General features: G+C 69.7%; 10 protein-coding genes. 9 read left to right on the forward strand and 1 reads right to left on the reverse strand.

All coding sequences use genetic code 11. From position 1 onward, the window contains the following. Window positions 1-450 precede the first annotated feature (450 nt). From pdxA to larB, 8 genes are read left to right on the forward strand one after another with little or no spacing between them, the layout of a single operon-like run. Window positions 451-1470 (forward strand): 4-hydroxythreonine-4-phosphate dehydrogenase PdxA, encoded by a 1020-nt coding sequence (pdxA, locus tag H512_RS0121720; protein WP_036793205.1) that lies wholly within the window; start codon window positions 451-453, stop codon window positions 1468-1470. Continuing rightward, window positions 1467-2597 (forward strand): iron-containing alcohol dehydrogenase, encoded by a 1131-nt coding sequence (locus H512_RS0121725; protein WP_026785194.1) that lies wholly within the window; start codon window positions 1467-1469, stop codon window positions 2595-2597. Before pdxA ends, H512_RS0121725 begins: the two co-directional genes overlap by 4 nt. A gap of 25 nt (window positions 2598-2622) precedes the next feature. Next, complete coding sequence (locus H512_RS0121730; RefSeq protein ID WP_026785195.1) at window positions 2623-3507, forward strand: dihydrodipicolinate synthase family protein; 885 nt, start codon at window positions 2623-2625, stop codon at window positions 3505-3507. A gap of 28 nt (window positions 3508-3535) precedes the next feature. Then, entirely contained in the window at window positions 3536-4504 is a 969-nt protein-coding gene (locus H512_RS0121735) for a hydroxyacid dehydrogenase (protein WP_026785196.1), read from the forward strand. A gap of 14 nt (window positions 4505-4518) precedes the next feature. Next, window positions 4519-5835 (forward strand): nickel pincer cofactor-dependent isomerase, group 22, encoded by a 1317-nt coding sequence (locus H512_RS0121740; RefSeq protein ID WP_026785197.1) that lies wholly within the window; start codon window positions 4519-4521, stop codon window positions 5833-5835. Between the two features lie 11 nt (window positions 5836-5846). Then, window positions 5847-7079 (forward strand): nickel pincer cofactor biosynthesis protein LarC, encoded by a 1233-nt coding sequence (gene larC, locus H512_RS25485; RefSeq protein WP_026785198.1) that lies wholly within the window; start codon window positions 5847-5849, stop codon window positions 7077-7079. Next, window positions 7069-7872 carry an ATP-dependent sacrificial sulfur transferase LarE gene (gene larE, locus H512_RS0121750; RefSeq protein WP_026785199.1) on the forward strand — a complete coding sequence of 268 codons (804 nt, stop codon included), beginning with the start codon at window positions 7069-7071 and terminating at the stop codon, window positions 7870-7872. The genes larC and larE overlap by 11 nt, the downstream gene beginning before the upstream one ends. Then, window positions 7869-8540: a nickel pincer cofactor biosynthesis protein LarB gene (gene larB, locus H512_RS0121755; protein WP_026785200.1), complete on the forward strand. Its 672-nt coding sequence runs from the start codon at window positions 7869-7871 to the stop codon at window positions 8538-8540. Before larE ends, larB begins: the two co-directional genes overlap by 4 nt. Here the strand turns inward: larB and H512_RS0121760 are convergent. Next, window positions 8509-10383 (reverse strand): sigma 54-interacting transcriptional regulator, encoded by a 1875-nt coding sequence (locus H512_RS0121760; RefSeq protein ID WP_026785201.1) that lies wholly within the window; start codon window positions 10381-10383, stop codon window positions 8509-8511. The genes larB and H512_RS0121760 overlap by 32 nt on opposite strands. 246 nt (window positions 10384-10629) lie before the next feature. Here H512_RS0121760 and H512_RS0121765 point away from each other — a divergent pair, with 246 nt between their 5' ends. Beyond that, entirely contained in the window at window positions 10630-12237 is a 1608-nt protein-coding gene (locus H512_RS0121765; protein WP_026785202.1) for an ABC transporter substrate-binding protein, read from the forward strand. Window positions 12238-12287 lie beyond the last annotated feature (50 nt).

Consider the following 12287-nt stretch of genomic DNA (forward strand, 5'->3'; position numbering starts at 1 on the left):
AAACTTGTAAACATATGAACATGACGCTCGTCCCGACCGACTCCCCGGTCGGCGTGAGTCATGACAATGTATTGCTGTAAAACAATAAATTCTGTATTCCGAAAGACAGGGCCGGCACGCGGCCTCTTGCCGCCCGGGCGGAAGCGCCACTTTCCTTCGGGATGAGAGCGTGTCGGCAACCCGGAAAAGACGTGACGGGATTGGCGGATTTTCGGGAAAATTCGCAAGCGGCGACCGATGGGACGGGCTGGAGGAGCGCGGGCGAATACGAATAACCTGACAACCTATTGACAAGCGACCGGCCGGCGCGTCTTCTGCGGGAGAGGAGAGGCCGGCGGACCGGACGGCCCGGCCGCCGCGCGGCGCGGCAAACCCCGTCGCCACCGGACCGAAGGCGCCACGCCTTCCGAGCAGGAGAGGAAGCCCGTGATCCCACATCTCGCCATCACCATGGGCGATCCGGCCGGCGTCGGTCCCGAGATCATCGCCAAGGCCTGCAAGGCGCTGAAGCCGCGCCTCGAGGCGGACGAGCTGCGCCTGCTGGTCGTCGGCTCGGTCGACGCGCTCGAGACGGCGCGCCGCGCCTTCGCGCCCGGCCTCGCCATTCCCGAGGTCGACGCCGCCGGCAGATGGCCGGGCCTCGCCGCCCTCCAGGCCTGCCCGGAGGGCGCGCCGATCCTCCCCGGCGTGCTGTCCACCGACGGCGGCCGCTTCGCCTATCACGCGGTGGAGCAGGCGGTGCGCCTCGCCGAGGCCGGCCGCATCCACGGCATCGTCACCGCGCCGCTCAACAAGGAAGCGCTGAACAAGGCCGGCTTCCATTTCGCCGGCCATACCGACCTGCTCGCCCACCTCACCGGCGCCAGGGGTTCGGTGATGATGCTCGCCCATGGCAACATGCGGGTCAGCCACGTCACCACCCACATCGCCCTCGAGGACGTGCCGAAAAAGCTCACCCCCGAGCGGCTGCGCTACGTCATCGACCTCACCGCCGAGACGCTCGACGGGCTCGGCCTCAAGCGCCGCCGCATCGCCGTCGCCGCGCTCAACCCGCACGCCGGCGAGGGCGGCCTGTTCGGCCGGCAGGACATCGACGTCAGCATGCCGGTGATCGCGGAGTGCGTCGCCGACGGGCTCGACGTCGTCGGCCCGGTGCCGGGCGACACGGTGTTCGTCAAGCTGCGCGCCGGCCAGTATGACGCGGTGGTCGCCATGTATCACGACCAGGGCCACATCCCGGTCAAGCTGCTCGGCTTCGACGTCGATCCCAAGACCGGCACCTGGAATTCGCTGTCCGGCGTCAACATCACGCTCGGCCTGCCGATCGTCCGCACCTCGGTCGACCACGGCACCGCCTTCGACATCGCCGGCAAGGGCATCGCCAACGAGCTGAGCCTTCTCGAAGCCATCGACTACGCCGTCAAGCTGTCGGCAACCCGCCTTGCCAAGCCGGAGGCCGCCACGCCATGAACCCGCTCTCCACGCCCATCGATCTCGTCCAGCCGGCCCGCCTGCTGTTCGGCCGCGGCGTCGCCGCCGAGGCCGGCCGCTGGCTGGCCGGGCGTGGCGTCCGCCGGCCGATGGTGGTCACCGATGCCTTCAACGCCGCCCGCGTCGGCGGCCTGGAACTGCCCGGCGAGCCGGTGGTGTGGAGCGATCTGGCCGGCGAGCCGACCACCGGCGACCTCGCCAGGGTGGTCGCCGCCGCCGAGGCGTCCGAGATCGATGCGGTCGTCGGCTTCGGTGGCGGCAGCGCCATGGATCTCGCCAAGCTGGTCGCCGTGCTGGCCGGCAGCGGCCAGCCCTTTGCCGAGGTGGTCGGCGCCGAGAAGGTTGCCCGCAAGGGGCTGCCGCTGGTGCAGGTGCCGACCACCGCCGGCACCGGCAGCGAGGTCGGCACGCGGGCGCTGGTTACCGACGTCGCCGCCACCGCCAAGAGCGCGGTGCAGAGCCTCCACATGCTGGCCGATCTCGCCGCCGTCGATCCCGATCTGGCGCTCGGCATGCCCCGGGCGATCACGGTGGCGACCGGCGTCGACGCGCTCGCCCATTGCGTCGAGGCCTACACCAACCGCAAGGCGCATCCGCTGATCGATCTCTACGCGCTCGAAGGCATCCGCCTGGTCGGCCGCTGGCTGGCCAGGGCGGCCGACGACGGCGGCGACCCGGACGCGCGGGCCGGCATGGCGCTCGCGTCCCTCTACGGCGGCTACTGCCTCGGCCCGGTCAACACGGCCGGCGGCCACGCCGTCTCCTATCCGCTCGGCGCCCGCTACCATGTGGCGCACGGCGCCGCCAACGCGCTGATATTCCCGCACGTGCTGGCCTTCAATGCGCCGGCCGTGCCGGAACGGACGGCGGCGATCCTCGAAGCGCTGGGCCTGCCGGTTTCCGACGATCCCGAGACGGTGTTCGCCGCCGCCCGCGACTGGTGCCTGCGGCTCGGCTGCGAGATGCGGCTGTCGGCCTTCAACGTGCCGGAAGCCGACCTGCCGGCCATGGCCCGCGAGGCGCACGCTATCCGGCGGCTCCTCGACAACAACCCGCGCGACCTTGGCGAGGCCGACATTCTCGCCATCTACCGCGCCGCCTTCTGACGCCCCAACCTGAGTGGACAGCCCCATGAGCAACCCCAAGGGCCCCTTCGTCGCCATCGTCACGCCATTTGACGACAGGGAGGACATCAACGCCGCCGCGCTTTCCCGTCAGGTCGACCGCCAGGCCAGGGCCGGCAACGGCATCTTCTGCGCCGGCACCAACGGCGAGTTCTACGCCCTGTCCGTCGAGGAGAAGGTGGCGGTGGCGAGAACCTGCGTCGAGGCCGCCGCCGGTCGGGTGCCGGTGCTCGCCCATGTCGGCGAGATCTCGACGCACCAGACGATCGCCCTCGGCAAGGCAGTGGAGACGCTGGGCGTCGCTGCCGTGTCGGTGGTGGCGCCCTCCTTCGTCGCCTGCTCGCAGGACGAACTGGTTGCCCACTATGCCCGCGTCGCCGACGCGCTGACGGTGCCGGTCTATCTCTACAACATCCCGGCCCGCACCGGGAACAAGATCGAGCCCGACACCGCCGCCCGCCTCGCCGTACATGCCAATATCGCCGGCATCAAGGACAGCGCCGGCTCCGAGGAGAGCCTCGACGGCTTCCTCGCCGTGGTCCGCCCCGGCTTCGACGTGCTGGTCGGCCCCGACCATCTGGTGCTGCACGGCCTCAGGAATGGCGCCGCCGGCTGCATCTCCGGCCTCGGCAACGTGGCGCCCAAGACGCTCAACGCCATCTGGACCGCCCATGTCGCCGGCGACGCCGCGGCGGCCGACGCTGCCCAGGCCCGGTTCGGCGAGCTGCGCAAGGCGCTCTACGCCCACGGCTTCCCGCCGGCCATGGTCAAGCGCGCCCTCGCCGTCGCCGTGCCGGAGGTCGGCAGGAGCCGCGGTCCGACCATCCTCAACGATGAGGTCGCCGCCAAGGTGGCCGAGGTGTCGGACAAATTCTTCGAGGCCGTCGCCTGAGGCGCCGACCCGCACGGGAGGAATAACCATGCCCTTCACCGTCGTCAGCCTCGGCGGCCCGGTCGCGCCGGAGGGCGAGGCGATCCTCCGCGCCGCCGGCATCGTCTCGCTCGCCACCGACCCCTATCCCGGCAAGGCGGAACTACTGCCGTTCCTCACGGAAGTGCAGCCCGACGCGCTGATCGTCCGACTGATCGAACGGGTGGATGCCGAGGTGATGACGGCCTCGCCGAAGCTGAAGGCGGTCGCCAAGCACGGTGCCGGCACCAACGACATCGACGTAGCCGCCGCCGCCCGGCTCGGCATTCCGGTGCTGGCGGCGGTCGGCGCCAACGCCCATTCGGTGGCCGAGCACGCGCTGACGCTGTTGCTGGCGCTCGTCAAGGACTTGCCGGCACAGGACGCCTTCGTGCGCGGCGGCGGCTGGGAAAAGAAGGCCTATCGCGGTCATGAGATTCGCGGCCGCACGCTCGGCATCGTCGGCCTCGGCGCCATCGGCAGTGTCGTCGCCCGGCTGGCGGCCGCCTTCGGCATGACGGTGATCGCCTATGACCCCTACATCCCCGACGCGGCCTTCGACCCCTATGCCGAACGAGTGTCCGACCTCAATGCGCTGCTCGCCCGGGCTGACGTGGTCAGCCTGCACTGTCCGCTGACGGCGGAGACACGCGGCATGATCGACGGCCGCGCCCTCGGGCTGATGAAGCGGGACGCCCTCTTGATCAACACCGCCCGCGGCGAGGTGGTGGACGAGCCGGCGCTCGTCGCGGCGCTGAAAGATGGTACCATCGCCGCCGCCGGCCTCGACGTGTTCGCGCCCGAGCCGCCGGCCGCCGCCAATCCGCTGTGGGCGCTGCCCAATGTGATCGTCAGCCCGCATGTCGGCGGCGTCACCGAGGAGGCGCGGCGCGAGCTGTCGGTGATGACCTGCCGCAACGTCGTGGCGTTGCTCGAAGGACGCGAGATCGACGGCCGCTTCCTGGTGCGGCCGGCCTGAGCGGAGGGAAGGCGATGAAGCCGGGGTATGTCAGGCTGGTCGAAAACGTCGCTCTGCCAAAGGTGGCGCTCCTCCGCCAGAGTTTCGCGGCGGTCGACGCGCCGCCGCCGGACAAGGCGGTGCACGACGCCATGGCCAGCGCGCCCTGCGTCGACGAGACCATCCGGCCGGGCATGAGCGTGGCGCTCACCGTCGGCAGTCGCGGCCTCGCGGCGCTGCCCGAACTGGTGCGGGCGATCGTTTCCGAGTTGAAGGCGCGCGGCGCCGTGCCGTTCATCGTGCCGGCCATGGGCAGCCACGGCGGCGCCACCGCCGATGGCCAGACCCGCGTGCTGGCCCATCTCGGGGTGACCGAGGCGAGCGCCGGCTGTCCGATCCGCTCCAGCATGGAGACCGTCGAGGTCGGCCGGCTCGACAACGGCATGTCGGTGAGGATCGACAAGCTGGCCTTTGAAGCCGACGGCATCGTGCTGTTCAACCGCATCAAGCCGCACAGCGCCTTCCGTGCCGCCAACGAGAGCGGCCTCGTCAAGATGCTGTCGATCGGCCTCGGCAAGCAGTCGGGCGCCGACAATTGCCACGCCTGGGGTTTTGGCCATGTCGGGCGGTTCATCGTCGAGATGGCGCGGGTGAAGCTCGCCACCTGCCGCGTGCTGTTCGGCATCGCCACCATCGAGAACGCCTACGACCGGCTGTCGCAGGTGGTGGTGCTGCCGACCGAGGGACTGATCGAGCGCGAGCGCGAGTATCTCGCTGTCGCCATGGCCAACATGCCGCGCCTGCCGCTCGGCCCGCTCGCTGAGCCGCTGGCCTCAGGGCCGCTCGACGTGCTGGTCGTCGACTATGTCGGCAAGGAGTTCTCCGGCAGCGGCATGGACCCCAACATCAACGGCCGGCCATCGACGCGGGCGATCAGCGGCGGCCCGTCGGTGTCGCGCATCGTGGTGCTCGACGTCACCGACAAGAGCGAGGGCAACGCCAACGGCGTCGCCCGCGCCGACGTGATCACCCAGCGCCTCGCCGACCGCTTCGATCGCGAGTCCGTCTATACCAACTCGCTGACTTCCGGCGTGCTGATCGCCGCCGCGCTGCCGATGGCCATGCCGGATGACAAGACCGCCATCCAGGCGGCGGTGAAGACCTGCGAATCGCATACGCCCGACGCCATCACGCTGATCCGCATTCCGAACACGCTGCATCTCGAATATCTCTATGCCTCGGAGGCGCTGCTGCCCTCCCTGGCCTCGCGGCCGGGCATCGACATCTTGGGAGAGCCGCAGGCGATGCGTTTCGACGACGACGGCCGGCTCCTCGATCCCTGGCCGCATTGAGGACGACCGGCATGACGACCGCCCGACGCCACATCCACCTCGACACGGTCGGCGGCATCGCCGGCGACATGTTCGTGGCGGCGATGCTCGACGCGCTGCCCGAGCTGGAGGCCCGCGTGCGGGCCGATCTGGCCGCGGTGCTGCCGGTAGCGGCCGGCCGGGTCGAGCTGACGGCTGGCCTGAGCGGCGGCCTCGCCGTGCGCCGTTTTGCGCTGGTACCGCCGGACGGGGGCATCCATCACCATCATGGGCATGATCACGGGCATTCCCACGGACCGGAGGCACCGGTCCGCTACGGCGACATCGTCGCGCTGATCGAGGCCGCCCCGCTGGCGCCGGGCAGCGCGGCAGCGGCGCTCGCCATCCTGCGGCGGCTCGGCGAGGCGGAAAGCCGCGTCCACGGCGTGCCGCTCGCCGCCGTGCATTTCCACGAGATCGCCGACTGGGATTCGCTGGCCGACGTCGTCGCCGCCGGCTCGATCGCCGCGGCGCTCGAGGAGACGAGCTGGAGCGTGTCGGACCTGCCGCGTGGCGGCGGTCGCATCCGTACCCGCCACGGTCTGATGCCGGTGCCGGCGCCGGCGACGGCGCTGCTCCTCGAAGGGTTCCTCCTGATCGACGACGGTGTGCCCGGCGAGCGGGTGACGCCGACCGGCGCCGCCATCCTCGCCCATCTCGTCGATCCCGAAGCACGACCGCCGGCCGGCGCGCGGCTTGTCGCCAGCGGCCTCGGCGCCGGCACGCGCGACCTGCCGGAGATGCCCAATGTAGTCAGGGCCATGGTGCACGACCTCGCCGCCCGGCCGGCGGCGGGCGATGTCGTCGCTATCGTCGCCTTCGACGTCGACGACATGACCGGCGAGGAGATCGGCCACGCCGCCGAACGCCTTCGGGCGGCGGCCGGCGTGCTCGACCTCGCGCTGTCCCATCAGTTCGGCAAGAAGTCGCGGCCGCTGACCGCTTTCCGACTGCTGGTCGAGCCGGCATGCCTCGACGCGGTACTCGACCTCTGCCTTGTGGAGACTTCGACCATCGGCGTTCGCTGGCACGAGGCGCGGCGGCGCGTGCTGCCCCGGCGGGCCACCCTCGTCGATGGTCCCGATGGGCAACTACGGCTGAAATCGGTGGTGCGGCCGGACGGCAGCGTCACAGTCAAGGTCGAGGCCGACGACGTCGGCGGCCTCGGCGGTCTCGCCGCCCGCCGCCGGGCGGCCCGCACGGCGGAGGGACACGATGACGGCTGACCCAGTTCCCGCCCGCCTCGTCGCGGCGATCGAGCGCTTTCCCGAACTCGCCGTCGCCGTCAGCGGCGGCGTCGACAGCATGGTGCTGGCGCATGTCGTCCACGGCCATACCCGGACGCGGCTCGTCGCCTTCCACGCCGCCTCGCCGGCCGTGCCGGCCGTTGCCACGGCCCGCGTCCGCGACCACGCCCGCCGCTTCGGCTGGGACCTCAAGGTGGTCGACGCCGGCGAACTCGAAGACCCGACCTATCGCGCCAACCCGGTCGACCGCTGCTTCTACTGCAAGACCAATCTCTACGGCCGCATCCGCGCCGTGCTCGACCTGCCGACCGCCTCCGGCACCAATCTCGACGATCTCGGCGACTACCGGCCCGGCCTCAGGGCGGCCGGGGACCACGGCGTGGTGCACCCCTTCGTCGAGGCGGGGCTCGCCAAACGCGACGTCTACGCGCTGGCCGCCGCCCTTGGGCTCGACGACCTCGCGGCGCTGCCGGCCCAGCCGTGCCTTGCCAGTCGCATCGAGACCGGCCTGGCCGTCGATGCCGCGACGCTCGCCTTCGTCGAGCGGGTGGAGGCGGCGCTGGCGCCGCTCATGCCGGGGGCCTCGTCGCTGCGCTGCCGCGTCACGGCGGCCGGCGTGGTGGTCGAGGCCGACCCGCCGCCGGTTACCGGGGAGGGCGACGCCGTGCGGGCGATCGTCCTCCGGCTCTGCCGCGAGGCCGGCCGCGTCTTCGCCGGCCTCCGGCCCTACCGGCGCGGCTCGGCCTTCCTCACCGCCGGCAGGGCGCCATGAGCGAGGACTTCCGCATCGACTGGGACCGCGAGCGGCGGACGGGCACCGCCGAGGCGGTGTTCTCGGCCGGCAAGAGCCCGGAGCAGATCGCCGCCATCCTCGCGGCCGCCGAGGGCCGGCGCCTCCTGCTCACCCATCTCACGGCGGATGCCCTGCGCCTCCTGCCGGCCGAACTCAAGGCGCGGCTCGACCATGACCCGCTGTCGCAGACCGCCGTCTTCGGCCCGGCGCAGGCGGTGGCGCCGGCGCGGGTGTGCATCGTCGCGGCCGGCACCTCCGACCTCCGGGTGGCGCGGGAGGCGGCGCGCACGCTGGCCTTCCACGGCGAGGGCGCCCATCTCGTCGCCGACGTCGGCGTCGCCGGCCTGTGGCGGCTGATGGCCGAGATCGAGGCGATCCGCCGCCATGCCGTGATCATCGCCGTCGCCGGCATGGAGGGGGCGCTGTTCTCCGTCCTCGCCGGCCTCGTCGAGGCGCCGGTGATCGCCGTGCCCACCTCGGTCGGCTACGGCGTCGCCGAGGGTGGCCGGGCGGCGCTCGCCTCGGCGCTGTCCGCCTGCGCGCCGGGTATCGCCACCGTCAACATCGACAACGGCTTCGGCGCCGCCTGCCTCGCTTTGCGCATGCTGCGGCTGGCTAACCCGCCGCCTTGTCCAGCCAGCGCTTGACGGTGTTGCGGTCGATGCCAAGCCGCTGGGCGGTGCGGGTGACGTTGCCGTTCTCCATCCGGAACACCTTGCCGACCCTGGCCGCGATGAACTCCTCCAGCGTCGCATCGGGGGCGTCGTCCTCGCCGACCGCCGGAGCGAAGTCTCCCGCCTCGCCCACCAGCGGCATGTCGAACGGCGACAGCGTATGCAACGTCGTGTATTTCTCGGCGAGGTTCTCGAGTTCGCGCACGTTGCCCGGCCAGGAATAGCTGCGCAGGACCGCGAGGATCTTGTCCGGCACGGACGGCACCGGAATGCCGCGCCGCTCGCACTTGCGCGTCAGGAACAGCGAGAACAGCCGCTCGGGATCGTTCTCCCGCTCGCGCAGCGGCGGGATCTTCAGATCGAGCGTGTTGAGGCGGTAGAAGAGGTCGGCCCTCAGGCGCCCGGCCTGGATCTCCTCGAGCGGCTTCTTGTTGGTGGTGGCGATGATGCGCAGCTTGATCGGGATGATCCTGTTGCCGCCGACGCGCATGATCTCCTGCGTCTGCAAGGCCCGCAACAGCTTGGATTGCAGGAAGAAATCCATCTCGGTCAGTTCGTCGAGGAACAGCGTGCCCTCGTGGGCCAGCTCGAACAGGCCGATCTTGCCCGAGCGCGAGGCGCCGGTGAAGGCGCCCGGCGCGTAGCCGAACAGCTCGCTTTCGAGAAGGGCGCCGGGCAGCGCGGCGCAGTTGACCGCCACGAAGGGGCCGCCGGCCAGCGGCCCAGCATTGTGGATCGACTGGGCGAACAGCTCCTTGCCGGTGCCGGTCTCGCCGACGATCATGATGTTGCTGTCGGTCTCGCTGTACTGCCGGGCGACCGCCACCAGGCGGCGCATCTTGTCGCAGGAAAAGACGATGTCGTCGAAGGTGTATTTGGCATAGAAGCCGCTGTCGGCCAGCTTGCGGCGGATGACGTTGCCGGCGTCCTGGATCTTCTGGACCGGCTGGAACAGCACCACCGACGAACTGCCGGCCTGGTTGTCCGCCGAGACCGTGATGTGGTCGAGCGCCAGCTTGTCGTCGCGGTAGTTGACGAGGATGTTGCGGGCGGTCTGAAACTTGCGGAACGCCTTGCTCAGCTCGGCGCTGTCGAAATAGTCCGACAGCAGGGTGCCGATCAGTTCCTCGCGCGACTGCGACAGGATGTCGCAGCCCTGCCTGTTGATCTCCTCGATGACGCCGTCCCGGTTGATCAGGATGGCGCCCTCGCGCGAGCAGTTCAGCACCGTGGCCAGCTTCTCCTCGGCCAGGATGTAGCGGCAGAGGTTGTTGTAGACCAGCATGGCGCGCTCGAAGGCGTCGAGCAGCGTCTCCATGCTGGATTCGATCAGGTAGGCGTCAAGGCCCCGCGCCTGCGCCCAGTGATAGGCGATGGCGTCGCCGATGACCACGTCCGGGTTCCACTGGCCGATGCCGTCCATCTGCGCCTGGAAGGACGATCGCTCCTTCAGCTCGAAGGAGCGGTAGGTGCGGCCGAGCACCTCGCAGACCGGCGCCACCAGGTTGATCAGCGGCTCGAAGCCGGCGACGGCGATGCGCGTCGCCTCGGTGGTCTCCTTGTAGACATAGGCCAGCGTGCGCTGCACCGAGGCTTCCACCTCGATCACCTCGACGCCGAGTTCCTGGCGGATCAGCCGGGCGGTGCCGCCGCGGCTGATGATGATCTTGGCCCCCTCGGCCAGCGCCTGCCGCGCCGCCTTGACGCCCTGGTGGAGGTCGCCGACGTAGACCCTGGCCGGATAGTTCGACGCCTCGACGATGCTCTGCGCGGCGATGCTGATGCGCTCGTAGGGCGCGATGAAGGCGATGACCATCTTGTCCTCCCGCCGCCGAGCATGGCGGCGGCGGCCGCGAATCACAAGAGGTGACTGTTGCGTATCGCACCAGTCGCGCCGACATATTTCAGCAATCGCTGCCCGCCTTGTGGGTTGTTGCAATGGGAAACCCTTATAATTCAATGTAATAGGTGGCTTGGCACGTGGTTTGCGTTCATTGTCTTCAGGCGCGCGGAGGAGCGCCGGTCGCTGGATGAAGAAACGAAATATGGAGAGGAGACATCCATGAAGACGAATTTCCGGAAATGCCTGATGATCGGTCTGGCCGCGGCGGCGCTGTCGACCGCCGTTCCCGCCTGGGCCGACCAGGTGCTGAACATCGCCCATCCGGTGCTGGAGCAGAGCTGGTCGCCGTTGCAGGGCGGCGGGCACGTGGCGCGCTGGCAGTCGCTGTGGTGGGCGGCGCCGATGTATTTCGACAAGGCCGGCAAGCTGACGCCCTACGCGCTGTCGAGCGCCGTCCATGACGGCAGCTTCAAGACCTGGACGCTGACCGTCAATCCCAAGGCCGTGTTCTCCGACGGCTCGGCGATCACCGCCGAGGACGTGGTCGGCACCTGGAACCTCTGCGCCCGCCCGGCCACCAAGCACGCCCGCGTCAACCTGTTCCTCGGCGACGTCGAGGGCTTCAACGACGTGGTGCTCGGCAAGGCCAAGGACATGACCGGCCTCGTCGTCAACGCCGACCAGACCATCACCGTGACGCTGGCCGAGCCCGATCCGATCTTCGACCAGAAGATCGCCACCGCGCTGATCCCGCCGGTGAAGATCTCGCAGGCGGTCGACGACAGCGGCGCCGAGAAGGCCGACTGGTGGCGGCCGGAGAACGGCGTCGTGGTGTCCGGTCCGTTCATGCCCGAGAGCATGGACCTCGACCAGGGCATCATCACCATGGTGCCGAACCCCCACTATTTCGGCCCCAAGCCCAAGCTCGAGAAGATCGTCATCACCACCGTCTCCGACCCCAGCACCGCCACGCTGATGCTGAAGCGCGGCGACATGGACGCCGCCACCGAGCTGATCACCCCGACCATCATCCAGGACCTCGGCGCCGACTTCCTCGGCGGCCCGGAGCTGGCCAAGGGCCAGCAGTTCTGGTTCGACGCCAGCAAGCCGCCGATGGACGACATTAACGTCCGCAAGGCGCTGACCATGTCGGTCAACCCGCAGGAGCTGGCGCTCGCCGCCTTCCCCGAAGGCCCGTTCATCGCCGCCGGCCAGATCCTCAACAAGGTGCCGGGCGTCGATCCGGACTTCGAGAAGTACCCTTACGATCCGGAAGCCGCCAAGGCGGCGCTCGCCGCCTCCAAGTACAAGGACTCCGGCCGCCTGCCGAAGATCATGTTCGTGGGCATCTCGACGCCGACCCATGAGGCCGCCGCCCAGTATATCGCCGAGCAGTGGCGCAAGATCCTCGGCATCCAGGGCACCGAGATGAAGCCGGCCGTCGAGACCTATGCCGGTCCCGACCAGAAGAGCGTCCAGGTGTTCCGCGACGACGTCGGCACGCGCGTGCCGGATGCCGTCTCCTACCTGATGGGCGCCATCCACTCCGGCTCGGGCAATGCCCTCAACAAGATGGGCGGCTACAAGAACGCCGAGGTCGACCGGCTGCTCAATGAAGCCTCGGCCAAGGGCGTCGACGATCCCGACCGCATCGGCTACGCGCAGAAGGCGCAGCGCCTGTTCCGCGACGACTGGATGTACATCCCCTACTACTATGACGTGATGTCCAAGTGGGCGATGCCCTGGGTCCAGAACTTCGACAAGAACGACGACTGGCAGGTCATCGAGCCCTGGAACGTGACCATCGACGAAGAGAAGCGCCCGTAACGGCCGAAACCTTCCGGGCGGGCCGTCCTTTCGGCCCGCCCCACTCTCTA

The sequence above is a fragment of the Pleomorphomonas koreensis DSM 23070 genome (genome assembly GCF_000425185.1).
Taxonomy (GTDB): domain Bacteria; phylum Pseudomonadota; class Alphaproteobacteria; order Rhizobiales; family Pleomorphomonadaceae; genus Pleomorphomonas; species Pleomorphomonas koreensis.

Excerpts from the sequence above, each read along its gene's own strand:
- larE (WP_026785199.1), top strand. The coding sequence starts at position 7,069 with ATGACGGCTGACCCAGTTCCCGCCCGCCTCGTCGCGGCGATCGAGCGC.
- H512_RS0121740 (WP_026785197.1), top strand. The coding sequence starts at position 4,519 with ATGAAGCCGGGGTATGTCAGGCTGGTCGAAAACGTCGCTCTGCCAAAG.
- larB (WP_026785200.1), top strand. The coding sequence starts at position 7,869 with ATGAGCGAGGACTTCCGCATCGACTGGGACCGCGAGCGGCGGACGGGC.
- H512_RS0121735 (WP_026785196.1), top strand. The coding sequence starts at position 3,536 with ATGCCCTTCACCGTCGTCAGCCTCGGCGGCCCGGTCGCGCCGGAGGGC.
- H512_RS0121730 (WP_026785195.1), top strand. The coding sequence starts at position 2,623 with ATGAGCAACCCCAAGGGCCCCTTCGTCGCCATCGTCACGCCATTTGAC.
- pdxA (WP_036793205.1), top strand. The coding sequence starts at position 451 with ATGGGCGATCCGGCCGGCGTCGGTCCCGAGATCATCGCCAAGGCCTGC.
- H512_RS0121760 (WP_026785201.1), bottom strand. The coding sequence starts at position 10,383 with ATGGTCATCGCCTTCATCGCGCCCTACGAGCGCATCAGCATCGCCGCG.
- larC (WP_026785198.1), top strand. The coding sequence starts at position 5,847 with ATGACGACCGCCCGACGCCACATCCACCTCGACACGGTCGGCGGCATC.
- H512_RS0121765 (WP_026785202.1), top strand. The coding sequence starts at position 10,630 with ATGAAGACGAATTTCCGGAAATGCCTGATGATCGGTCTGGCCGCGGCG.
- H512_RS0121725 (WP_026785194.1), top strand. The coding sequence starts at position 1,467 with ATGAACCCGCTCTCCACGCCCATCGATCTCGTCCAGCCGGCCCGCCTG.